This window comes from Microcoleus sp. (genome assembly GCF_041354475.1).
Lineage (GTDB): Bacteria > Cyanobacteriota > Cyanobacteriia > Cyanobacteriales > Microcoleaceae > Microcoleus.
This window is the reverse complement of sequence record NZ_JBGJZU010000093.1, coordinates 1-25,113: the sequence shown is the minus strand read 5'-3', so window position 1 is coordinate 25,113 and position 25,113 is coordinate 1. Positions and strand designations below refer to the sequence as shown.

Here is a 25,113-nt window from a genome sequence, read left to right as displayed (position 1 = left end):
CACCGGAACCAACGCCGGAACCAACCCCACAACCGACACCATCTCCAACACCGGAACCAACGCCGGAACCAACCCCACAACCAACCCCACAACCAACACCACAACCAACACCACAACCAACACCACAACCAACACCACAACCAACACCATCTTCAACACCACAACCAACACCACAACCAACACCATCTTCAACACCATCTCCAACACCACAACCAACACCACAACCAACACCATCTTCAACACCACCACCAACACCGGAACCCGCGCCATCTCCAATATCAGAACAAACGACATTACCGGATATTTCAATAACCAATGCGATCGCCCAATCTGGCAACTTGAATATCATTAATAGAATTGAATCTCTTGTTAACTACAGATCCGATTGGGTAAGCGAAGTTGTCCAAACGGCATCGCCTTTAAGTAGAGTTAGCCTTAGCGAGATATCACGACTGATCGATAAACGCGATATCCCTCAAGCAAGTTTCTTTATCGATATCTTCTATAGCGAACAAGTGGGGTCATACCTCAACCAGGAAATCAGGCGGGATTTGCAATCTTTTACCGCCATACAGGCAAGAACTAGACTCATCGCCAGCCAAACTGGTAAAAAACCAGCCATTATCTACGCCTTATCCCGCCCTGAACAATTAGACCTGATCATAGTCCCCCCTAGCGGCATCCCTATTCACAAAGCCATCCCCGCCGCCCGGCGCGAAGCTTTGATGCAAGTCGTCGCCAATTTCAGGTCTGAACTCCTTAGTCCCAGAAACCTCAATACTGATAGCTATTTGCCAGCATCCCAACAACTTTACCAGTGGATGATTGCGCCCTTGGAAGCTGATTTGAAAGCTGAGGGCATCGATACGCTAGTTTTTAGTATGGATGCAGGGTTGCGATTGCTCCCCTTAGCCGCCCTCCATGACGGTTCCCAATTTCTAGTAGAAAAGTACAGCATCGGACTCATTCCCAGCGTCAACTTAACCGATACTAGCTATGCAAGTGTTAAAAATGCTGAAGTTTTAGCAATGGGAGCATCACAATTTACTAATAACCCACCCTTGCTAGCAGTGCCCGTAGAACTTAACGCTATTGCCTCCGAATGGAAAGGCAAATCCTTCCTCAACCAAACCTTTACTCTCAATAATCTGAGGTCACAGCGCAAAGACAGACCCTATCGGATTATTCACCTCGCCACTCACGGATACTTTAAGCCAGGATCACCAAGCAATTCTTACATTCAGTTATCAGATAGCAGGTTAACACTGGATCGCGTGCGCGAACTAGGGTGGAATGATCCGCCTAAAGTTGAGCTATTGGTGTTGAGCGCTTGCAAAACTGCTGTCGGTGATGATGGCACCGAATTAGGTTTTGCGGGGTTAGCTGTGCAAGCAGGGGTGAAGTCAGTTTTAGCGAGTCTTTGGAACGTCAGCGATGAAGGTACTTTAGCATTAATGGCTGAATTTTACGATCGGTTAAAAGTCGCGCCGATTAAAGCTGAAGCCTTACGGCAAGCTCAAATCGCCATGCTCAAAGGTCAAGTTCGCATTCAAAATGGCCGTTTAATTTTGTCAAACTCAAATAAGGAGTTAGAATTGCCACCAGAATTAGCTAAACTGACTAATGAAAACCTCTCCCATCCTTATTATTGGTCTGCTTTCACGATGATTGGGAGTCCTTGGTAAGGCGTAAATATCCTGCAACAAAATCTGATTAGGGAGAGCGGGTTATAATATAGAAAACTTGACAACAAAAATGTTTGCCATGAAAGATTTAATCCAACAAGAGTTAGAAAGGCTCGACCAAAAACAACTCCAACAAGTATTTGAATTTATTGCCTTCCTGAAATTCCGTGCGAGATTAGTTACTATTCCAGCAATCGATGAAACTAACTTAGCTGCACTCTACAGCGAATTTGCCGAAGAAGACCGACAACTTGCGGAACTTGGAATGAGCGAATATGCAGAACTCCTCAAACATGAGGATTTAGTATGACAATCAGACGAGGTGAAATCTGGATTGCAAACTTCGATCCTACACAAGGTTCCGAACAGGCTGGTGTACGTCCCACAATTATTTTTCAGAACGATACTATTTCAAGATATACTACTACTGCGATCAGTATTCCTCTCACAACTAATCTGCGCCGTGCCTCTCTTCCTTCGTCTGTTTTCATTCCCGGCGGTGAGGGAGGATTAGCTCAAGATTCTGTTGCATTGTGTCATCAAATGCGAGTTTTGGATAAAACAAGATTGCGAAATAAAGTTGGTGAAGTTAATCCAGAGATATTGGTACAATTAGAAAATATCGTATTGTTTACGTTGGGTTACTTACCTTAAAAAAGAGCGATCGCGCCTATTTTTTGATCGCAGTAATTTGCTTGATCTGATCTAAGATGCTAGTAAGTGCATAAGTCCGATTTGAGTGAGACATCTAAAATTTTAACAGTAGAGAGGGCGCATAATGACAGAGCAAAAACTTGTTTCAACTCTAGTTTTTATTGACTCAAATGTAGAAGATTACCAGAGTTTAATTAGCGGCGTTTCCCCAAATGCTGAAGTAATTATCCTAGATGAAACGCGGGATGGCATTGAGCAAATTACCGAAAGGTTAGCAATTGAACAAAATATAGAAGCAATCCATATTATCTCTCACGGCAGTCCAGGTGCGGTACATCTCGGTGCAAATACACTCAATAGCAGCAATATAGAAAGTTTCGGCCCTCAACTCAAACAGTGGCGAAAAGCACTAATTATCGGTGCCGATATTCTCATTTATGGGTGTAATGTCGCCGATGTATCGGTGAAAATTGACAGCCCCGACATCCCCCACATTCCCCAAATCCGCCAGGGGTTAAAACCCCTGTCTCATAGCTTAAGTCGGTTGAAACCGACTGAAGACAATCAAGACAATTCATTTATTCAGTCCTCGATCGAGGACTTTCGCTATCAGACGGGGGTTTTAACCTCCGGCGGGACTGGTGTTAAACCGACTGGTATTAAGCCCACAAAACCTAACCAATTTCTCCAACGCCTGAGTGAATTAACTGGTGCTGACATCGCCGCCTCTGCCAACCTTATCGGCAATGCCGCACTGGGTGGAGACTGGGAACTGGAAGTACAAACAGGCTGCATCGAAACACCCATACCATTTAACGCCAACACCCTCAAAACCTACAGTGGCGTACTAGGCCTCGCCCCCCAAGTTCCCTTCGCAACTGGCACTAAGCCGATATCCGTCAGTATCGGCGACTTCAACGGTGACGGGAAACCAGACTTAGCAACGGCGAATTACGACAGCAACACCGCCTCCATCCTGCTCAACACCACCACCACCGGAGCCACCACCCCCACTTTCGCCACTAAAGTTGACTTCGCAACTGGCAATTTCCCCTACTCCGTCAGCATCGGCGACATCAACGGCGACGGCAAACCTGACTTAGCTTTAGCGAACCGGTTGAGCAACGTCGCCTCCATCCTACTCAACACTACCCCCATAGGAGCCACCACCCCCAGTTTCGCCACCCCTGTTTTCTTCACAACTGGCGCTGGACCCAACTCCGTCAGCATGGGCGATATCAACGGCGACGGCAAACCTGACTTAGCTGTGACGAACTATGACAGCAACACCCTGGTCTCCATCCTGCTCAACACCACCGCCACCAACGCCACCACCCCCAGTTTCGCCACCAAAGTTGACTTCACAACTGGCGTTGGACCCAACTCCGTCAGCATGGGCGACATCAACGGCGACGGCAAACCTGACTTAGCTGTGGCGAACGGGGGCTTCGGCAGCGACACCGCCTCCATCCTGCTCAACACCACCCCCACTCTCGCCGCCACCCCCACTTTCACCCCCCAAGTCACCTTCGCAACTGGCACTACCCCCTTCTCAGTCAGCATGGGCGACATCAACGGCGACGGCAAACCTGACTTAGCAACGGCGAACAGGGACAGCACCAACGCCTCCATCCTGCTCAACACCACCGCCACCAACGCCACCACCCCCACTTTCGCCACCAAAGTTGACTTCCCTACTGGCTTTCAGCCGATATCCGTCAGCATCGGCGACATCAACGGTGATGGAAAACCTGACTTAGCTGTGGCGAACAGCGAAACGTCGAACCTATTTGCCTTCAACAATACCGTCTCCATCCTGCTCAATACCACCATCAAAGTTACTGCTGTCACCGCCACCACTGCTGACGGCAGCTACGGCATTGGTGCCACCATCGCCATCACCATCACTTTCGATCAAGCCGTCACCGTCACCGGCACACCCCAACTCCAACTAGAAACCGGCACAACTGACCGATTTGCCAACTACGCCTCTGGTAGTGGCACTACAGCCCTCACCTTTAACTATGTAGTGCAAGCAGGCGACACCTCTGCCGACTTAGAATACCTCGCCACCAACGCCCTCACCCTCAATGGCGGCACAATTCAAGATAATTTGGCTGTGAATGCCGATTTAACCCTTCCCACTTTAGCCACAGCCAACTCCCTCGGCGGTAGTAAAGCCATAGTTATTGATGGCGTTGCACCCACAGTTGTCTTAACATCCCCATCATTAACAACAGTAAATAGTTTATTTAGCGTCACAGCAACATTCAGTGAAAATGTCACCGGGTTTGATAATACTGATATCACCATTGCCAATGCGAATGTCAGTAACTTTGTCACAGTTGATGCCAAAACCTACACCTTTAATGTCACTCCCACTGCTGATGGCACTGTCACAGTTAATGTACTTGCGGCTAAAGCGAATGATACAGCGAGTAATAGCAATACCGCTGCAACTCAACTGACTCGTACTGCTGATATTACACCGCCAACCGTTGCCTTAACATCCGCATCAGCAACAACAGTAAATGGTTTATTTAGCGTCACAGCAACATTCAGTGAAAATGTCACCGGGTTTGATAATACTGATATTACCGTCGCCAATGCGAATGTCAGTAACTTTGTCACAGTTGATGCCAAAACCTACACCTTTGATGTCACTCCCACTGCTGATGGCACTGTCACAGTTAATGTACTTGCGGCTAAAGCGAATGATACAGCGAGTAATAACAATACCGCTGCAACTCAACTGGTTCGTACTGCTGATTTTACACCGCCAACTGTTGCCTTAACATCCGTATCACCGACAACAATAAATGCACCATTTTTAGTCACAGCCACTTTCAGTGAAAATGTGACAGGATTTAGTTCAAGTGACGTTAATGTTACTAACGGTACGGTTAGCGGTTTTACAGGTAGCGGGACGACTTATAATTTTACAGTCACACCGAATGCTGATGGCACTGTCACAGTTGATGTACTTGCGGCTAAAGCGAATGATACAGCGAGTAATAACAATACCGCCGCCACTCAACTGACTCGCACTGCTGATATTACACCACCAACAGTTGCCTTAACATCCGCCTCACCGACAACAATAAATGCACCATTTTTAGTAACAGCAACCTTCAGCGAAAATGTGACAGGATTTAGTTCGAGTGGCATTAATGTTACTAACGGTACGGTTAGCGGTTTTACAGGTAGCGGCACGACTTATAATTTTACAGTCACACCGAATGCTGATGGCGCTGTCACAGTTGATGTACCTGCGGCTAAAGCGAATGATACTGCGACTAATAACAATACCGCGGCCACTCAACTGACTCGCACTGCTGATATTACACCGCCAACCGTTGCCTTAACATCAACTTCAGCAACAACAATCAATGCACCATTTTTAGTCACAGCAACCTTCAGCGAAAATGTGACAGGATTTAGTGCCAGTGCCATTAATGTTACTAACGGTACAGTTAGCGGTTTTACAGGTAGCGGCACGACTTATAATTTTACAGTCACACCTACTGCTGATGGTAATGTCACAGTTGATGTACCTGCGGCAACAGCTACGGATACTGCAAGTAATAATAATACCGCAGCAACTCAACTAACTCGTACTGCTAATATCACCCCACCTACTGCTAGCTTGGCTGCCGTTTCTAACATTACTACAGCGGATGGTACAAGTCAGATATTGACAGTTACTTTCAGTGATAGTAGTGGAGTTGATGTTAGCAGTTTAGATAGTTCTGATATTGTTGTAAATTGGTTAGGTGGTGCTATTCCGGCTGCATTTGTCAGCGTTGATACTAACAGTAACGGTACGCCTCGCACGGCAACTTATTCGCTGACTCCGCCTGGGGGAAGTTGGGATGATACAGATAATGGTAGTTACGTTGTTAATTTGCAAGCATCGCAAGTAAAAGATACTTTTGGCAATCAAGTTTTAGGTAGCAATTTAGGCAGTTTTACTGTTAACATTGCCACGCCAACACCAACACCCACGCCGACTCCAACTCCCACGCCAACACCAACTCCCACTCCCACTCCCACACCAACTCCGACTCCCACGCCAACTCCGACTCCCCCGCCGACTCCGACTCCCCCGCTGACTCCGACTCCGACGCCAACTCCAACTCCAACTCCCACACCAACGCCGACGCCAACTCCAACTCCAACTCCAACTCCCACACCAACGCCAACGCCAACTCCAACTCCAACTCCAACTCCCACACCAACGCCAACGCCAACGCCAACTCCAACTCCAACTCCAACTCCCACACCAACGCCAACACCAACTCCAACGCCAACGCCAACTCCGACTCCGACTCCGACAACAATACCGATTCCCACGCCAACACCGACTCCCACGCCAACTCCAGGTACTCCCGCTGTCATTCTCATTCAACCACTTGGCAGTACCGATGTACTTGAAAGCTTAGGCAACGATATATACAAAGTGCGACTAAATACTCAGCCAACTGCTAATGTCACCGTCGCCATTACCCCTGGAACCCAAGTTACTGTCAGCCAATCAGCCCTTACTTTTACTCCCGTCAATTGGAATGTCGCCCAAACGATAACGGTGACTGCGGTTGACGATGCGGTTGTTGAGGGCGATCGTGTCAGCACAATTAGCCACGCCACCACCAGTTCCGACACATTGTATAATAATCTCGCCATTTCTCTCGCAGTCAATATCAGCGATAACGATAACTTAGGCGATGTCAAAACCTTGTCCCAAAAGTCAGTAATCGGTTTGACAGATAAGGACGATCGCATCACAGGATCGGCTTTAAACGACATTATCCACGCACGCCCCGGTAATGATTATCTTGATGGTAAAGCAGGGGATGACTTGCTTTACGGACAAAAAGGGGATGACGGTATCAGCGGTGGTGATGGCAATGACATTATTTTTGGTGGTCAAGGGATTGACTTTATTCAAGGTGATGGCGGTACTGACTTGATTTACGGAGGTAAGGAAAACGATCGCATTTACGGCGGCGATGGTGACGATATCTTGTTTGGCGACGGCGGTAATGACTACTTATTTGGAGAAATGGGTGCCGACACTCTCACAGGCGGATTCGGAAATGATGTGTTTGCGATCGCGATCGATACTGGTGGAACAAGCTTAGCCGCTGCCGATGTGATTACTGATTTTACCCTAAATCAAGACAAAATTGATTTAATTCGCCCCCTTGCTTTTAACCAGTTAAATATCTCTCAAGGGACGGGTCTAAATATTACCGATACTATAATTCAGCATCAGGTAACAGGGGAATATTTAGCTGTATTGAAAGGAGTCAGTGCCAGCACTATAATTCAATACGGTTTAGATAAGACCGATCCCCCCTAGCGCGTGTTTTCAAACCCGGAGATCCCCCCCAACCCCCCTTAAAAAGGGGGGAGAAAGAAGCTCAAAGTCAACCCCTACTCCCCTTCTCTCCCCCCTTGGGGGAGTAGGGGGTGGGCGGGGGGGGTGGGGGATTTAGGGGGATCTCCGGGGAATTAACAGTGTTAACCCAAGCGTATTGCAGTATAGTTCAGGTAGTGACTTTCGTGGTGTAGAGGTCGGCGATACCGATAAATTTTGCATCTCACCAAACGATATTATTTATGCTCTAGTTTAAAATTAGACTGTTATGTCTCAAAAAAATAAAACCCCTGTGGTTATTTTGTCACTATTGATGACGATCGCGATCGTAGGTACTGGCATCTGGTGGTTTACAAGGCGCACTGGCGCAAATATCCCGACTCCACCGCCACCAACTCGGACTCTTCCCAATGCGCCGACACCGAAACCGCGATCGTCATTCGATTTTAGATTTTAGATTTTAGATTTTAGATTTATTCCACGAATAAATTCGGGGGCTTGGGACTTTTTTAAATTTTGAATTTTGAATCTTCAATCCAAAATCCAAAATTTAAAATCTAAAATTTGGTCATCTCTCCGATAGATCGACTATTTTTCAAAGAAACCGCGTTTTTTTGCCTTACCTCAAAGCTGGCTTGACAACAAGAATGCCTTTACCAGGGCCTTCGTAAATTTCAACCCTAGATACTTGTCCACTACCGACATAAAATGTTATATCTGCTTTAGATCGAGATGGCATTGATTGCCAAATACCATCTGGTGAAAACACCAAATTAGTTGTGAACCCATCATCCCAGGTAATTGTAATTTGGTTTGGACTCTGCTTAATTGAACAGCCTATTGTTTGTGCTTGTGGTTGATTCTGTCCATAGAAACTGCATTGAGATTTATAATTCTCAGTAGATTTTTTTGTCTGGGCTTGAGCACTGATACCGAAAGTGGTGACAGATGCTAGGAGCACATTTGCTACCAAAACCGCTTTATAAAACAAAGATGAGTTGAGTTTCATAGGTTCGGAATTTTTTAGAAGAATAACTAACTTTATGTTATATCAATTCCGGTTGCACGAGCGAGATGATATAGAGGACACGGCAGTGCCGTGTCCCTACAATGTTATTTTGGGGTAGGGACACGGCACTGCCGTGTCCTAATTTCTAAACTTGCGAAACGGCGATCGCCCTAACGGGTCGATTTCTTTCAAAAATAGCCCGTGGTTTCAAAGCAATTCTCAACAACAACCAAAGCGATCGCCATTCTCCCGGTGTTTGCACCCCTTGCCACTGTCCAGGCCGACAATAGAGCATTTCAATCAAACAACGGTGTTGGTTAATATTTAGGCGATCGAAGGCAATTCGGACTGTCGGAAATTCTGCCGACTGAAAACTTGAATCCAACTGCAATAATTTATCCCTCACCAACTCAATCTTAGCCACAGGAATCAAACATTGCTCTTCCATAATTTCCAAAGTAGCCGATGCACAATCTATCAAATCTAGAGGAAAACTAATCTCTGTTTCCAACTCAAGCATTGACTGGAATGGCTGGCTTGAGTTGAATGTTGCACCTTGGGAAACATTTCCCCTAACAGCATATTTGGGCAAATTTTCGGCTGTAATCAAACTATTTTTGTTAGCTTTACCTTTGGGTCCAAAACTCGGCTGTTGAGTCAGAGCAACTTCCGCACCACTTTCCGAAATTACAGTAGTTATACCCCAAAAAGTTCTACCGCCAATATTCAATTGTACAACCCTGCGTAAATTGAACCATTCGTAAATATCTGGTTTAGGAATATCCACCAAAATTAGTAGCGCAATCCCCAACATCAGCAAGTTGTAAACGCTCCAAATCCAGCCAAAACTCATCCCTTTTAATGCATCGGCGCTTGCTGCTACTTCCTGTCCACTACCAATATTGTGAAATAAATAAATATTTAAATTTTGCCACAAACCCCAAGCGGTAACTACAAACAAGACGATCAGAGGCCATCCCAAATTCCAGTTAAAATGAAATCGATCGCTAGCAAGTCCTTTTGGTGTCACCTGAAATCCCTTCCCAAACGGATTGAGCATGGCACTCACCACCGTCATCGCTAAAGGGATACACTGGACAAAGGAGTAGACATCGGAAAGTAAAGCCGACCGCGATCGGTAATTTAGCCAAGAAAACACCGTAATTTGGACTAAATAATAAGGCAGAAAGAAATACACTAATTCCTGGGAATTTGCCCGCACGGGAAGGATGCCTAAAAACCAGTAAGCCAAAGGCATCAACAGTAATAAAACTCTACTTAAACTGGTGAACCAGTGCACCAATCCTTCCAAGTGAGACAGTCTTTGTCGCAATTTTAACCCCGGAATAGTTAAAGGATTGGAATCGATAAAAAATGCCTGGAGGGTGCCTCGCGCCCAGCGCAATCTTTGAGTTAGGTGAGCATCTATATTTTCCGCAGCTAAACCTGCACTTAATTTTTCATTTAAATAAACTAAACTATATCCACTTGCTGATAGCCGAATTCCCGTAAAATAATCTTCGCAAACGGAATTTGTGACAAAGCCTCCCACAGATTCTAAAGCGCTGCGTCTGAGCACAAAAGATGTGCCACAACAAATTACACTTTCTGCACCATCTTTGAGGAGTTGAATTTGTCGATAAAATACTTCTTCTTCGGAAGTAACAATGTTTTCTAATCCGAGGTTGCGGGCGATGGGGTCGTGATTGTAAAAGCTTTGAGGAGTTTGAACAAGGGCAATTTCTGGATTTTGAAAAAATCCTACAGTTCTGGTTAAAAAGTTGGTGGTTGGAATAAAATCGGCATCGAAAACAACTATGAGTTCTCCATTGGTTAAAGCTGTGGCATGATTTATGTTGCCAGCTTTTGCGTGGCGATTATCTGGTCTGCTTATATATTCGCATCCGAGTTCTTTTGCCAATAATTTGATTTCATGACGTTGAGTATCATCGAGTAAATATACTTTTTTATTGGTATATTCTAAGGCTTGACAACCGATGATTGTGCGCCTTAAAATAAAGGCTGGTTCGTTGTAGGTTGGGATTAAAATATCTACGGAAGGGGAAAAGTATCCTGACTCAACGGCAACTGCCATGCGATCGGCTTCTCTGCCACGATCTTTCAGTCTCAGCGTGAAGTAAAGTAGACTGCTGCTAGTGAAAACCATTAACATTTCTAGGAAAAACAGCCCCAAACTAAAGATACCATTGAGGGGACTGCTGAGATTGAGAGTAGCGAGCGATCGCCACAAAAAGTAGCGAATTGTTAAAGCCAAAACTATCGCAACTACCACAGCCTGTGACCATTTCTGGGGCTGAGGCGAAATTTTCAATACAGCGAAGACTGTTGAGACTAGGATGAGAGTCGGGAGTAATAAATACATCTGGCTGACAGCAGGCACTTCGAGCCACACAGGCGGGTTTTGTTGCCAAATATTGATTTGGGCAAAAATACCGCTGACAGTGCCTTCATGGGAAAACCACGCCCCGACGATCGCACTTACGAAAGCCACTACCCCTAATAGGACTAAGGTGGCGATCGGCACGGGGCGTTTAAAGTCTCGAAGGTGAAATCTGGAATTTGTCATAAATGTGAAATGCCCGATCGAGTCTACAAAAGCTTTCAAACACAATGTAAACACATTTTAACATTTTCACAATTTTCTTCAACGCACTCCCTTCTCCTCCTCTGCGTCAAGAGCGTCCTCTGCGCTTAAATAAATCAGGTCTAACCGTAAACTACATAACATTCAATCAGAAACTTCCAATTGCGATATAGCATAGCGCGCCACAGTCAAACTATATTTAGCCCGTTCTATTTCCGACAATTCTGCCCAAGGTTTGCTAAAAACCATCCCTAATTCTCCCCCTTCCCCTTCAACATCTCGCATCGCATAGGCCAAAGGACGGGATAAAACTTGCAAATCTTCCTCATCCCACAGAGGTAAAACATCTAACACGCACTCTACCATTTGGTCGGCTAAATATTGATATTTGACCGTGGCATTTTGGACACTTTGTGCGATGCTGGCGAGTAAATCTTGAGGAAAACTCACAAATTTATCCCGCAAAGACTTTTGCAAAGTTGTGGTTAGCCAGACTTGTTCTAATTGCGAGAATAATAATTGTGACTTCTGGGCAATATCCGTGTCGCTGAAGGAATCGGATATTGCAAATTCTTGCTCTAAAGCCATCAAATAAGATTCTGATTCAACCTGTGCAGGATTCCAGGGATAAGCAACATCGGTCTGAACAATTGTTGCCAGAAGTTCCATCTCAACCTGAGTTTCACAGTCGCGAAAATATTGAGAATCAGAAGGTTGGGGAGCCATAATTTAATACCTAAATGGGAAAAAAATACAGAACGGGATGAATGGGAAGTATGAGTTGCGAGTTGTGAATATTTTTTTTAACTCTAGACTTGAGACTCAATGTCTAAAACTTTGCCGTCCCGATCGCCGATTGCTAAAACTAGCTACACTATCACCTGTATTGGTTCCGCAATCAATTTAATTTTAGGTAGAAGTTGTTGGCACCTCGATCGTGAACTCAAAAATCTGACCTTGAGAACTGCCAAATTTTAGCTGAGTACCCGATCGCAACAACAGTTCCTGGTGGTGAACCCTTTGCCATCCCTCATCCCCCAAGACTAGAGTGCCATAACGAGAGAAATCCCGCAGGAAGTAGCGAGGTTCTTCCCGGCCATCTTCGATATTGTTGCGGCAAAAAATTTCCGCGTGTTTTTGAGAAACCCACTGTTCTCGAATCACTACATCATTTTCTTCCCAACGTCCGACTCGCACCATTCCACCCCGAATTGGCCAAACCTGATTGGGGTTAGAACTTTGGGCTGTTTCGTCTTCTCGATCGCGCCCCCGCAAATAAGCACAGGAGGGCAAACGTCCCAGCCAAGTAGCAGAATTTACAGGCAATTCTGTTTTGATGTCATCTACCGGTTCAGTCAATTGACCATCGAACTCCGGGTGCATATACAGCACCGGCAGTGTCCAAGCGGGTTGATTGAACTTGTAAAGCGTCAGTAGCTGCTGTCTGGCGATCGCCACAGCCCGATCGATGGACATCCTTCCAGCCAAAGCTTGGGCGAAAGTTTGGATAAAACTCAGGGCTTCGCGATCGGCGATCGAATCCCGCATCCCCAACACCGCCGGCACCCCATGATGGATCAATACCTCTGCCAAACTGCTGCGGGCGATCGCCTGTTTCTGGCCACTGCTAGAATCAACCGTCTCCATGGCCGGCTGAGCTCCCCAGCAGGCATTGAATACTGCCAACGTCACGCGGCACCGCACTAAAACTTGAGCCAGTTCAGTGCCGTTAATAATCGTGTCCGGCCCCAAAAACAACAAACCTCCATCAGGCCCCGGCATCCCGTGGCCGGCATAAAACAAGATGTTATAGGCTTGTGTTTCCAAGCGAGAAATTAATTCTGTTGGGGTGGGTTCGATCAGAGTATCGACGTGAGTGGGAACGTTAACCTCGGAGTATTTACCACTGTCGTCGGTTTTATTAGCATTTTCCAGAACCAGACGCAAGGCTAGTGCTTCTTTTTCCAAATGCAACTGACGATGATTTGTGCTAGAAGATTGACTATTGACAACACTGCCAGGATCTGATTGTCCCAAAACTAACAAAATATTGAGCGAATCGGCCAGACGCAGCGGCCCCAAAGGCTCAACATTGCTGGTAGTGCGACTAAACAGCAATTGCTGGGACAGAGAAATCGCCGGTTGACCGGCTTGAGGCTGCATAATTTCCCAAGGTAAAGCAATTAAATAAGGTTCCCGCAAGTCTAGTCGTACTCGCAGAGGTTGATTTTGTCCGATCGCGATACCTTTACTTTCTTGGAGACTACCTTGAATTGGTCCTTCAAACAGCCACTGCCAAAGATTGATGCCAAAATGCTGCATCAAGCGACTGCTGTAGCTAGTCGGTTGTGGCGGTGGAGTTGGTTCCCCCCTCTCACCGCCACCCCTTTGAGGGACGTGGACGGATACTCCTGAAGATGGAGGTAGCTGTAGGGAGTAAGGGCTTGGTTTTTCGGTTGTTTCGAGTATTTTTTGGCTATGTTCCACAGACATGAAACTACCATCAGAATTTGAGGGCAATTGGTGAATTGTCCCGGAGGAGGAGAACATCTCTTGCCAAGCTTGCCACGCTTGGGATAGGGTGGGGGGCCACATACAATCGTGGTGAACGTAACCGCTGGGATAGGGGGCCTGTAGCACCCAGGTAGCAAAATGGTTTGCCCCAGCGGCTTTCAGGCGAGCGATCGCTATACTGAGGCAAGGACTTTCAGGGCGCGCCATTCACAACTACCGACTCTGGATATAGGGATCGATCGAGTTTATCTATTTAGTTTATCGGGTTTGGGGCTTGGTAGAGTAATTAGGACTCATCTCAATTTTAAATTACCGAAACTAACGCCGGAAAATTCGCAACCACACACCTATAATTATCGCTGTCACCAAGCTAGCCGCTAATGCTGATAGAATACCAGATCCCAGAATCAACCTCAGTTCCGAACCAGGAGAAAAAAATCGGCACCATATTTATGGCAAAATTGAGTTTGGGATATTGTGCTATTTCTGTTTTAAAATTAGCAGTTGCAGAAGCTACGGAAGCGACAGTGCCACCAGTTGATAGTCCGACTCCGACTATACCGACTATTGTCTGAAAAGTGCGATCGCTCTCAGCCTTCCGAATCTCAACCGTACCTCTAATCGTATCAGTCAAACTCCGCAAAATTTCCAAACAAGGACGGAAATTGTCAATATCTTTTTGGATTTGCTTAGGATAGTGTTGTTCAGCCTTGTTCCAAAAATCCTGCAAAAACTGTAAATCATCAGTAGGTCTAGCCAGAGTTTTCATTTCAGCCAGCTTAGCCTCATACTTCTCCAGATTAACCTTAATTGTACTATATTGCAGCTCCAGGTAATTAAGGTCGATCGCAAAATCAGACAATTTCCCCATCGCCTCCATCAGCTTTTGCAGATTCAGCCGAGAAGTATTCCTCATCTCCACAATCTGGTTGTAATTATTCACCAACCGTTCTTTTAAAACTAGACTTTTCTCATAAGCCCAAATAATTTTATGGCGGAAACACAGCAAATCCAGCCAACTTACATAAAAATTGCTGCATTCCCGAAAAGCAGCTTCATCGGGATATAAAATCACCAAAAGTTGTACATTATCCTCAATCTTGTCACCCCAAAACTCAAATACTTTCCCACCTAAAAACTCACCACTTCCTTGAGGAACACCATCTTTTGCAAACAAAGACTTATAAACCTGTTTTGCAAGTTCTGTCCCTTCCAAATCAGTCCCAGATTCCAGCCACCCCGAAAGCATCCAAGTTTTGCCAATATTTTCCAACTGTGGCGGTTGAGGAATTAAATATTGCAAAGTTTCAATCAGTTTAATAACTTGCGTACTTTCATACTTACCATCTACATAACCATCAAATAAAAGTTGGTAATTATCCGTAACATTCCAGCGGCGGTAGCGGCCATTGACTGGATGATTGTTGAGATTTCCTGTAAAAGGTAAATCGGCTACTGTTTTCTCCTGTAGCGCCAGAAATTTTTGTTTTTGTTCCGGGGTAAAAGAAACAGTCAGTTGTTGGTGAAGTTGTTCAGCTAAGCCATCTAAAAATTTGACATAGACTTTGCGAGTTTCCGGTTCGCCGACACCCAACCCTTGTTTGAGAGTGTAGCTAAATAAATTCAGGGTAGGGTCAACTAATTTGAGCATAAAATATGTTGTAAATGTCGCTTATTGTTTAGTCTAGATCCCCCTAAATCCCCCTTAAGAAGGGGGACTTTGAGTAAATTCTTGTCCCCCCCTTCTTAAGGGGGGCTAGGGGGGATCGAGAGGACTTTTGGTTCAAACAGCAGATACTAAGAACCGCGATCGATCTCGGTTGTTGTCGAGTCTAGATCCCCCTAAATCCCCCTTAAGAAGGGGGACTTTGAGAACACTCTTGTCCTCCCTTACAAACCAGAATATCGAGAACACTCTTGTCCCCCCCTTCTTAAGGGGGGCTAGGGGGGATCGATTCGATCAAAGCTTCAACCGATAAACCCGTTCCACCAAATCAGTAGCCTTCCCCAACAACTTCCTCGCCACACTCTGCGGATTAGAATTAGTCAAAGGAGGGGCTAAAAAATTATTATAATCATCAGTCTGGCGCGGCGGAGTATTTTCATCCAACTCAGCCAGATACTTATTCTTTTCGTTCTCTTTCTTGCTGTGAATTATCTTCAACTCCTTAAAAGCCAGCTCGAAATCTTGATAAAAAGCAGCATCTTTTTGAGCTATATTAATAAGTTGAGACGCTTTTTGTAACTCACCATTCACCAAAGCCTCGCCTACTTCATTCACTTCAGCTATCAACTCAGGCGAGAGAGGTGCTTCAAATCTCGCGAGGGCGATTAAAAAAGCTTTCGGTGCAAACTGATTAGAACCCGATAACGTAGATTCTTGAGAAGTCATGTTAGTTTAGCCGTTCCCGGTAATGTTAAAAGCAGCCCAGTAGTAAGGATGCTCGTAGGGCTTCTCATCTATTGTAGCTAAATTTTCTTGCAGAATTGAGGCATCAATTCCACAGGAGAATAAAATATCAACTTTGTTGTCAAACTCGGCATTTCTCAGCAAAGGCAACAACTCTCCCGCGTACCACTCACCTAGCTTACCATTCGTGAGTTCTCTGAGCCAATCTTTGGCTTGTTGCAGCGCTGCTGGTGGCTGGATTCCCTGCTTCCATAACTGATAGAAATAAATCATTAAGAAGGCGCTAGAACGTTCTTCCGCTCTCCACAGAGTGCTGATCACATAATTAGTCTCCGGCAAAAAGCCACTGGCTATGCCGACGAATTCATCGATTAACTCGCCTTTCTTGGTAATACCAGTTTCGCAAGCGCTGAGGCAGACTAGGTAATAATCGACAAATTTTAACTGCAAAATGTCGGTCAATGTCAATTCTTCATTTTTGGCTAACATTAACGCCGAAGCCTCGGACTTTTCGGTGTCGTGGTAGGCGTGACCTGTATAATGAAAGATGCCACCATTGGTTTTTAGGGCTTGAATAATTGCGGTTTTAGTGGTGGCATTGGATGGGCGGTGAGTTTGGTTAATTTGGCTGATGGCTGCTGCTTCTATTGGGGGATATTCATAGTCAGTTTTGCCTATTATTACCAGTGAATTTGTCCCTATTTCCGTGGGGTTTTGCTGTTGCTGTTGGATGGCAATTTGGGCGCTGGGGAGGCGGGTAATCGAACGGATTTGATTTTTCCCAGTATCAGTAACAGCGTCGGTGAAAAAGGGAGGCAGAAACAGGGAATCTAGCGGCAACAGGTGCAAGTCGCGGTGGGGAATTAAGATTAAGTTTTGGATATTGGTGAGGTGCGTACAAATTTCGGGAATTTTCAGGATGTCAGCGAGTTGTGGTAATTGCGCTGTCATTGACTCGCGCCAGGGATGGGATTCTTTGCTTTGCTGTTTGCTGGTAGTTTGGCAGTAATTTTGATAGTTGGTTTTCCAGTTTTCCAGCCATTTTTCTAAACTCTGACTGTTGCGCTTTGCGAATATATCGATGACTGGTGTGGCGATAACTTCAAACTTGTCTAGGGTAATGATAAAAGCTGTCAGGGAAACTGGGCTGAGATGCCAGTAAATAATCGCGGTTGCGGTGTTGTTTGCCAGCAAGTCTCGGATTTGGGGATAAGTCGGGCTGTTGGTGCGGTTTGGTGAAGTTGCGCGCATCCATTGCAGGCAGAAGTTTTTCCGCGATTCGGCTTTTTCCAGTGCATTTGCTTTCTTGCCAGCCTGGACAAACATATCGACTTCTAATTGGTAAAGTCCGGCAAATTTGCGCTGGAGTCGCTGTTTGATTTCGGGATGAGTTTGATTGTCTAAAAGTAAGGTTTCTAAGACGGTAGTAGCTTCGGTAAGGTACTCCCTGGTTTTGGGATCTCCCAAGCTACGGCAGACGGTAATTAAGCCTTGCATTACTTCTAAATAAGTTTCTGGAATCAGGGGTGATTTCAAAAATTCGCGGGCTTGTTCGTAGCTGGCTTTGGCTTTGTGGAAAGATTCTAAATATGTGAATGTTTCTTTGCCGTGTTCGTAGTGTGCCTTGCCTTTTTGCTGTTGCAATTGGCCGCAAGCGAGGCGATAGTCGCGGTTGCTGGGGAGATATTTCTGTAAGCCTTCATCCCAGTTTTGAATGGCTTCAATGTAGGGCCCGGAGTAGAAAAATGCCCAACCTCGATTGGCCCAAGCTTTCCATAATTGATCGCCTGTAATTTCTAAGGCTTTATCGAAGGCTGCGATCGCCTCACTGTAGCGACCCAAATATTTTAGGGTAATGCCCAGCCCGTTCCAGGTATGGTGGTATTTGGGGTCAATTTCTAAGGCTTTCTTGAAGGCTGCGATCGCCTCACTGTAGCGACCCAAATCATTTAGGGTAATGCCCAGCCCGTTCCAGGGAATGTGGGATTTGGGATCAATTTCTAAGGCTTTCTCGAAGGCTGCGATCGCCTTAATGTTGCAGCCCAAATCATTTAGGGCATTGCCCAGCCCGTTCCAGGCATAGTGGTATTTGGGGTCAATTTCTAAGGCTTTCTCGTAGGCTGCGATCGCCTCACTGTTGCGGCCCAAATCATTTAGGGCATTGCCCAGCCCGTTCCAGGCATAGTGGTATTTGGGGTCAATTTCTAAGGCTTTCTCGTAGGCTGCGATCGCCCCTCCTAAATCTCCTGCATAATAGCGATCGATTCCTTCGTTATATAATTCTTGTGCCTCTTGACTGACTTCTCCATTAGGGCTTGGGTGCGGGTTGCCAGAAACCGGGGTTTGTGGCGGAAATACTTCGTTATCACCCCCAGAAACAGGAGAAAACCCGGTTTCTTTGGCTTTTACGGGTGGCAACAATTCCCTACCAATCTTCCCAGCAACCTGACTAATTCTCCCGCAATTCATCTCACCCAGCCGCACCATCCGCCCACCCAATTCTAAATACGTTTCCGGCGATACCAGCAACCTTTCTCCAAATTCTTGCAGCCAGTTTACCCACTCAGCATCATTGATTTTGCTACCGATTAAAAAGCCTTTAATTTCGCCGCGACTCCAGCCTTCTGCAACACCCTCTAACAGTGCCATGAATTTCTGTTCGTATTCCCCAAAAGAGCGAATCGGAGTTGGCTTGGGCGGTGGCGGTGCTGGTTGTTTGCGGAATCGCCGCTGAATTTGCCGCCACAGGTTGAGGATGCGTTGCCAAATTTGTCGGAACATTGGTTTTATAGTTGACAGTTGACTGTTGACTTACTTACCACTCAAAAATTTATCAAAATTCGGTATATCAACCCAAGTTCCCGTCGCATGAGACTCCTGAGTCAAATCCATCAACAACTGCGAGTAAACCCCTTCCCTCAGAGACGGTATCAAAGATTCACCCCCATCAATTGCTTCTACCCACTTATCTACTACTCTAATAAACGGTGCAATTCTACCGTCTGGATAAACTTGAGGAAACTCCAATCTTTGAGGAATTTTGATTTCAGCTAAAGGTTCTGGGCCTTGGGAACCCCACAGGCGAAATCCGTGGACATAATCTTGCTGGTTGTCGCTTCCCAAAACTAAAGTCCCCTTACTTCCGTAAATCTCCACCCAGTGTCCCCGCCCTTGATAGGTAACAGAACTCAAGCAAACTTGACAAGGGGTGCCGTCTGCTAATTCCAGCATCAAAGTGCAAGAATCATCTGCATCTACTGGTTTTAATTTTCCTAATTCATCAGGATCGGGGCGCGCCGAAATTCCTGTGATTAGTTGTCCAGAAAGCCTCTTCACTGGACCGAACAGCCAGTTAATATAATCAAAGACATGGGAACCTGTAGCGCCCAAAACTCCGCCCCCTTTATCTTTTTGCGAGTACCAGTTCCAAGGGCGATTAGCGTCAGCACGGCCCGATACCAGCCAGTCTATTTTAATTAAACGTTTTTCTCCCACATATCCTGTTGCTAATAATTCGGCTAGCATTTGCCAAGAGGGGATGAAGCGAAACTCAAAATCCATGGTTGCGATTGTTTTAGCACTTGGGGATTCTGGGTTTGTTTGAGATTTATTGGTCAATTTGTAGAGTTCTCTAGCTTCATTTGCTGTGAGGGCGGTGGGTTTTTCTAGCAATAAGTGTTTCCCTGCTGCCAAGACTTTTTTTGCCATTTCAAAATGCAGAAATGGCGGGGTAGAAATGCTGACTGCTGCTACTTCTGGGATGGCAATTATGTCTTCTATAGAGTTGCAAGCATAGGGGATATTCTGGCTAGAGGCGATCGCCTGAGCTTTGTCTAAGTTCCGGTGGTAAACAGCCACAACTTCTGTGCGGTGATGGGCTTGGAATCCGGGAATGTGAATTTTTTGACCGAAACCTGTACCGACTACTGCAACGCCAATTTTAGACATAATTTAATAGTTGGGAATTGGGAATGGGGAATTGGGCATCGGGCATCGGGAATTGGGAATTGGGAATTGGGAATTGGGCATTGCTAATTAGTAGTAAATAACCAGTAACCAATAACTAATAACTAATGACTAATGACTACTGACTAATGACTAATGACTAATAACTAATGACTTACTACCCATTCTATTACTTCTTTGCCCAAACTCACCCCATTAAACAAGTCGATTTCTCTGATCCCTGTAGGACTCGTGACATTAACTTCAGTGAGATAACCGCCAATAATATCAATTCCCACAAAGTACAATCCGTCCCGTTGTAGCACTGGTGCTAACTGACTACAAATTTGCAGTTCGCGATCGCTAATTTCGGTTTTTGCGACTCTGCCACCCACGGCCATGTTGCCACGAAATTCATTGCCGGTGGGAATGCGGTTGATTGCACCGATCGGCTTACCGTTCAATAATATAATCCGTTTGTCTCCTTCTTTTGCTTCCGGCAGATAAGTCTGAACCATTACTGGAACAGTACCTTGGTGAGTGCTAATTTCCACCAGGGAGTTGAGGTTGCGATCGCCCTTTTCCAAAAATAAAATTCCTTCCCCAGCTTTTCCACCCAAAGGTTTGAGCACTGCTGCTCCTTTTTTCTCCACAAATTGCCGAATTACCTGTTTACTTTGAGAGACAATTGTTTCTGGGATCGCTCCTTCAAATTGCAAAGCGTACATTTTTTCATTGGCATCCCGCAATCCTTTTGGACTGTTCACTACCAAAGTTTTAGCAGGATCGATGTAGTCAAGCAGGTAAGTAGCGTAGAGGTAAGGCACATTCACTGGGGGATCGGTACGCATAAATACTGCGTCCATTGCTTCTAGAGGCTGCAAAGTTGGTGCTTCTACCTCGTACCAAACCTCAGCCGCCACCCAACGTCCCTCTACCAAATTTACTGGGGTTAGTGTCACCGAACTCAGCATTCCCCAGGTTTTACCACCGATGACGCTTAACTCGTTGGCTTGAGTCACCCAGACTTCGTGACCCAAAGTTTGGGCTGCTTCCATCAGTGCTACGCTGCTATCATGGCCTGGAATTAGCCTGTCGAGGGGATCGATGATGAATGCAAATTTCATTGTCAGTTGGCACTTATGAATTGGTTTGAGTCAAATTTCGTATGAAAATAATGTTTATTTTCCTAGCATGGTGTCTAGCTGGCCCATATCTTCTAGTTCGTGGATATCGTCGCAGCCACCTATGTGTTCGTCGTTGATGAATATCTGGGGTAAAGAGCGGCGTCCGTTAGCTCGATCGCTCATTTTAGCTCGTGCTGCTTCATCTCCGTCGATCGCGTACTCTGTAAACTCCACCCCTTTGCGCTTCAGCAATGCTTTGGCGCGAATGCAAAACGGGCAGGTTCTCCAAGTGTAAATTTCTACGTTAGGGGACATCGGATTTTTCCACCATCACTATATTCTTGAACTAATTTTAACAAATCTTATTTAAATTTTTATATAATATTTTCCGCGCTACTGTCGTAATGTGATTTTTTATACTTTTTTTGCGATCCCCCTAAAAACAAAAAATCACCCGTGCTTCAAGGAACGGAGACATTTTTTAGACAAGCAGCGCCTTGCACCAGCCTAGCGCTGCTGACCAACTTGTTTATTTCGTTTTTTGAGCGAAGTCACGACTCCTGCACCAGTCAGAAGCAGTGCAATTACACTACCGGGTTCTGGAATAGAAGTTGAGCTTCTCACGGGTGTGGCTGTGTATATGTTAAAAGTCGGCACCGGACTCTGTATCGGTGCTGGTGTTGACACTGACGGGACTATCGCTGCTGGTGATGGTGATGCTAATGGTGTTGGCTCTGTCAATAGTGGTATCGGGTCTGGTGTAACTACTGCTGCTGGTGATGGGCTTGGGCTTGGGCTTGGGCTTGGGCTTGGGCTTAGGCTTGGGCTTGGGCTTGGGCTTAGGCTTGGGCTTGGGCTTGGGCTTAGGCTTGGGCTTGGTGAGGCAACGATTGGGTCTGGTGTCGGTGCTGGTGAGGCAACGCTTCGGTCTGGTATCGGTGCTGGTGAGGCTGTTGTTGCTGTGTCTGGTGCGGGGGTGACGCAGGCACTAGAAAAATTTCCCGGCCCGCACACGTCTACTGCGGTCGCCGGAGGAGCCGCAGCTAGGTAGTAGAACCCTGTCGCGACTGTGGCAGAGAGTCCAATTTTTAGTTTTGCCAGGAGCGTACACATAACTATTTAGTTAAACAGTGGTAAAATCGGATCATATCGGATGATGCAAGTAGTGCTCGATATAGGCACTGTGTGGACAACAGATTTGATGCTATTAGAATAACTTGACTTGGGAGCAAGCGGGCGCTTGTAAAGGTCTCTTTAGTGTTTGAGCCGATCGCCCAAAACTAGAATAACTTTATTTTATTTCACATTCTGTCAACAATTTGTGATTTACGCCGCTTTGCCACATTTTTTTGGAAATTTTGATTGACTAACAGCTATTACCGCCATCAGCAAAGAGTATTTTTACCTGGAATAGTGCCTCCTCAAAGTAATGATTTAGGTGGGGGACAACTCACTCAACTACATTGTACTTTGCAATAACCCACTTTGACTACCATTCCATAGTCTTACAATCACTTAGGGTTTTATCTCAGTATATGTAAGTATTTTGACGGTTGTCAACTACTTAAAACTCATCTTTAAGTATTTACCGCAGGCAGAGGGCGTATTGAATGAGCTGAGCTAGTCGCTCGCGGAGTGTTTCCAGGCCCAGACCTTTGGCCGCCGAAATAAATACGGCTTGGGGAAACTCTTCTCGCGCTAGGGCGAGGGTCTCCTCATCTACTGCGTCGATTTTGTTGAAGGCTACAAGGGCTGGCCCAGGGGTGACAGGCATATCTGTCAAAATATTCATGACCGATCGAATTTGGCTTTGCCACGCTGGATGAGAGAGATCGACTACGTGCAGCAAAGCATCGGCATCAGTCACTTCTTCGAGGGTGGCGCGAAAAGCATCGATCAAGGCGGGGGGTAGTTCCCGAATAAAGCCCACTGTATCTGTCAGGACGATGGACAGCATTTCCCCAGGGACGGAACTCTTAATGGTTAGCCGTCGGGTGGTGGGGTCGAGGGTAGCAAATAACTGGTCCGCGGCGTACACTTCGGAATTGGTGAGCAGGTTGAGCAGAGTCGATTTGCCGGCGTTGGTGTAGCCGACGATGGCGACGGAGGGTACTTCGTGGTGGTGGCGATTTTGTCGCAGTCGGAAGCGGTGGGCTAGTAGTTGATTGACTTCTTGCTGCAATCGAGCAATGCGTTTGGCGATTGTCCGTCGTTCTGTTTCCAGTTTGGTTTCCCCAGGCCCTCTGGTACCGATGCCGCCACCTTGTCTGGACATGGCTTGACCCCGACCTCTGAGTCTGGGTAGGCTGTATTGCAGTTGAGCTAGTTCCACTTGCAATTGACCTTCGCTCGATCGCGCTCTTTGGGCGAAAATGTCGAGTATTACTTCTGTGCGATCGACTACGCGAATACCGATTTGAGTTTCTAGGTTCCGTATTTGTGCGGGGGAAAGGTCGCGATCGAATACTACGAGGTTAGCGCTAATTGTCTGAGCCGTCAGAGAAATCTCCTGAACTTTGCCTTCACCTACAACGGTTTGAGGATGGGGGCGCGATCGCTTTTGGCGCACTGTTTGCAGTACCTGACCCCCTGCACTGTCAACTAGCCTGGTGATTTCTGCTAGTCCATCCTCAAAATCTAGCAGGGTAATTTCCTGAGTCATGACACCTACTAGCAGCACTTTATCTTGATCGGCATCAACTTGTCTGGCGACAAATTCCCTTTCAAAATCCGCTTCGAGTCCTTCTACTAAATCCAGAAAATCTTGGTTGCTGAGGTAATCCAAATTCTGAGGTTCAGACACTTTCCAGGGAAAGTGTTGAGTTTTGATTTGTGAGTTTTCAATAGATGGTTTTTCTACCGGATTTGAACCTTCTTCTAACTCAGAAGTCAATACTGAAAAATCAAAAGTTGCTTGGTCTTTTTGAGGTATCAGGTGAGCTAGATAGGTTTCTTGGATGTAACCTGTTGCACCCCCACCCCGTCGCTGAAATCCTCCCCCTGTCAAAGTCAGCCACACTAGGGCATCCAAGCGCTGAATTGCCATAGCTGTCAGGGCTGCTTCGCTTGGTATTTCTGGCTTCAGGTGAGTGGCGATGCAGCGAATGCCGCTGAGACGACCTCCGCCGTAGCGGGGCAATTCTAGGGGCGGAATCTGGGTTTGGCGGGGAGTACCGACACCGACGCGAATTACTTGTCCGCGACGATTGATGTAGGTGCAGATGGGTTTGTCTATTTCGGTGCTGATGGCGGCGAGGCGCTGGGCAAATTCTGTCGTGGTCAGGCGATCGCCTGGAAGTCTCTGGTGGTAAAGCTTTTCGAGTTGTTTAAGCTGACTGGACTTTAAACCTTGAAGATTGCCGTAGATGGTTTCGATAACTTTTTCTCCCGATCGCTGTGTTTATCTAATTATTTTAATGATGCTAAGGGCGATCGTGTTCTGTGTAGGATGGTGGAGGATGGTGGGCGATCGGGAAAACGGGCACTTGGAAGTGAAATGATACCACTTCCGGTTGTATCGGAATGATTTAACCGCGAAGGCGCGTTCGGCGAAGCCGTTCCCGTAGGGTAGGACGCGAAGGAAGAGAAGAGAGTGTTTAATAATTCCGCTGAAGAGAGGATTTTATAGGAGTCCTGGCCGAGCAGGATAATTTGTTTTTGATACTCCCCACCGATGAATCGGGGGGATTCTTGATTAAGACCACAAAGGGACTTTCAAAGGCGTTAACAAAGCACCTCTACTGACTTCTTTGAGACAAAGCCCCAAAGTTGCCGCTACTTTTCG

20 protein-coding genes are annotated in these 25,113 nt (G+C 46.2%); 8 read left to right on the top strand and 12 right to left on the bottom strand.

From position 1 onward, the window contains the following. The 5 genes from ACBR23_RS24980 to ACBR23_RS24960 form a co-directional block, all read left to right on the top strand. On the top strand, nucleotides 1-1,685 hold a 1,685-nt coding region (locus tag ACBR23_RS24980; protein ID WP_371125702.1), incomplete at its 5' end, for a CHAT domain-containing protein. Between the two features lie 79 nt (nucleotides 1,686-1,764). Continuing rightward, complete coding sequence (locus ACBR23_RS24975) at nucleotides 1,765-1,995, top strand: hypothetical protein (RefSeq protein ID WP_371117475.1); 231 nt, start codon at nucleotides 1,765-1,767, stop codon at nucleotides 1,993-1,995. Continuing rightward, a complete protein-coding gene (locus tag ACBR23_RS24970; RefSeq protein WP_371117474.1) occupies nucleotides 1,992-2,339 on the top strand; it encodes a type II toxin-antitoxin system PemK/MazF family toxin in 348 nt (115 codons plus the stop codon). Before ACBR23_RS24975 ends, ACBR23_RS24970 begins: the two co-directional genes overlap by 4 nt. A 124-nt stretch (nucleotides 2,340-2,463) precedes the next feature. Further along, nucleotides 2,464-7,701 (top strand): Ig-like domain-containing protein, encoded by a 5,238-nt coding sequence (locus ACBR23_RS24965; protein ID WP_371125701.1) that lies wholly within the window; start codon nucleotides 2,464-2,466, stop codon nucleotides 7,699-7,701. A 286-nt stretch (nucleotides 7,702-7,987) separates the two neighbouring features. After that, nucleotides 7,988-8,176: a hypothetical protein gene (locus tag ACBR23_RS24960; RefSeq protein WP_371117967.1), complete on the top strand. Its 189-nt coding sequence runs from the start codon at nucleotides 7,988-7,990 to the stop codon at nucleotides 8,174-8,176. Between the two features lie 162 nt (nucleotides 8,177-8,338). Here ACBR23_RS24960 and ACBR23_RS24955 read toward each other — a convergent pair whose 3' ends face one another. The 11 genes from ACBR23_RS24955 to ACBR23_RS24905 form a co-directional block, all read right to left on the bottom strand. Then, nucleotides 8,339-8,728: a hypothetical protein gene (locus tag ACBR23_RS24955; protein WP_371117966.1), complete on the bottom strand. Its 390-nt coding sequence runs from the start codon at nucleotides 8,726-8,728 to the stop codon at nucleotides 8,339-8,341. Nucleotides 8,729-8,873: 145 nt separating this feature from the next. Beyond that, nucleotides 8,874-11,315, bottom strand: a complete 2,442-nt coding sequence (locus ACBR23_RS24950) for a glycosyltransferase family 2 protein (RefSeq protein ID WP_371117965.1) — start codon at nucleotides 11,313-11,315, stop codon at nucleotides 8,874-8,876. Nucleotides 11,316-11,477: 162 nt separating this feature from the next. Beyond that, nucleotides 11,478-12,059, bottom strand: a complete 582-nt coding sequence (locus tag ACBR23_RS24945) for a hypothetical protein (RefSeq protein WP_371117964.1) — start codon at nucleotides 12,057-12,059, stop codon at nucleotides 11,478-11,480. 183 nt (nucleotides 12,060-12,242) lie between these two features. Continuing rightward, a complete protein-coding gene (locus ACBR23_RS24940; protein ID WP_371117963.1) occupies nucleotides 12,243-14,054 on the bottom strand; it encodes a CHAT domain-containing protein in 1,812 nt (603 codons plus the stop codon). Nucleotides 14,055-14,217: 163 nt separating this feature from the next. Next, complete coding sequence (locus ACBR23_RS24935) at nucleotides 14,218-15,498, bottom strand: hypothetical protein (RefSeq protein WP_371120707.1); 1,281 nt, start codon at nucleotides 15,496-15,498, stop codon at nucleotides 14,218-14,220. Nucleotides 15,499-15,807: 309 nt separating this feature from the next. After that, on the bottom strand, nucleotides 15,808-16,239 hold the full coding sequence (locus tag ACBR23_RS24930; protein WP_371120708.1) for a hypothetical protein: 432 nt from the start codon (nucleotides 16,237-16,239) through the stop codon (nucleotides 15,808-15,810). 6 nt (nucleotides 16,240-16,245) lie between these two features. Then, nucleotides 16,246-19,038 carry a tetratricopeptide repeat protein gene (locus tag ACBR23_RS24925; RefSeq protein WP_371120709.1) on the bottom strand — a complete coding sequence of 931 codons (2,793 nt, stop codon included), beginning with the start codon at nucleotides 19,036-19,038 and terminating at the stop codon, nucleotides 16,246-16,248. A 30-nt stretch (nucleotides 19,039-19,068) separates the two neighbouring features. Then, nucleotides 19,069-20,205 (bottom strand): Gfo/Idh/MocA family protein, encoded by a 1,137-nt coding sequence (locus ACBR23_RS24920; protein WP_371120710.1) that lies wholly within the window; start codon nucleotides 20,203-20,205, stop codon nucleotides 19,069-19,071. 164 nt (nucleotides 20,206-20,369) lie between these two features. Continuing rightward, complete coding sequence (gshB, locus tag ACBR23_RS24915; protein WP_371120711.1) at nucleotides 20,370-21,329, bottom strand: glutathione synthase; 960 nt, start codon at nucleotides 21,327-21,329, stop codon at nucleotides 20,370-20,372. 54 nt (nucleotides 21,330-21,383) lie between these two features. Next, nucleotides 21,384-21,644 carry a glutaredoxin 3 gene (gene grxC / locus ACBR23_RS24910; RefSeq protein ID WP_341735280.1) on the bottom strand — a complete coding sequence of 87 codons (261 nt, stop codon included), beginning with the start codon at nucleotides 21,642-21,644 and terminating at the stop codon, nucleotides 21,384-21,386. Nucleotides 21,645-21,836: 192 nt separating this feature from the next. After that, nucleotides 21,837-22,070, bottom strand: coding sequence for a PEP-CTERM sorting domain-containing protein (locus ACBR23_RS24905; RefSeq protein WP_341735281.1), 234 nt, complete (start codon nucleotides 22,068-22,070; stop codon nucleotides 21,837-21,839). A gap of 38 nt (nucleotides 22,071-22,108) precedes the next feature. On the opposite strand from ACBR23_RS24905, the gene ACBR23_RS24900 reads away from it, so the two are divergent. Continuing rightward, nucleotides 22,109-22,309 carry a hypothetical protein gene (locus ACBR23_RS24900; RefSeq protein ID WP_371125700.1) on the top strand — a complete coding sequence of 67 codons (201 nt, stop codon included), beginning with the start codon at nucleotides 22,109-22,111 and terminating at the stop codon, nucleotides 22,307-22,309. A gap of 605 nt (nucleotides 22,310-22,914) precedes the next feature. On the opposite strand, the gene hflX is transcribed toward ACBR23_RS24900, so the two are convergent. Beyond that, on the bottom strand, nucleotides 22,915-24,552 hold the full coding sequence (gene hflX / locus ACBR23_RS24895) for a GTPase HflX (protein WP_371118231.1): 1,638 nt from the start codon (nucleotides 24,550-24,552) through the stop codon (nucleotides 22,915-22,917). Here hflX and ACBR23_RS24890 point away from each other — a divergent pair. Both ACBR23_RS24890 and ACBR23_RS24885 read left to right on the top strand, forming a co-directional pair. Continuing rightward, nucleotides 24,523-24,675 carry a hypothetical protein gene (locus tag ACBR23_RS24890; RefSeq protein ID WP_340524523.1) on the top strand — a complete coding sequence of 51 codons (153 nt, stop codon included), beginning with the start codon at nucleotides 24,523-24,525 and terminating at the stop codon, nucleotides 24,673-24,675. The genes hflX and ACBR23_RS24890 overlap by 30 nt on opposite strands. 19 nt (nucleotides 24,676-24,694) lie before the next feature. Further along, a complete protein-coding gene (locus tag ACBR23_RS24885) occupies nucleotides 24,695-24,829 on the top strand; it encodes a hypothetical protein (RefSeq protein ID WP_371118230.1) in 135 nt (44 codons plus the stop codon). Nucleotides 24,830-25,113 lie beyond the last annotated feature (284 nt).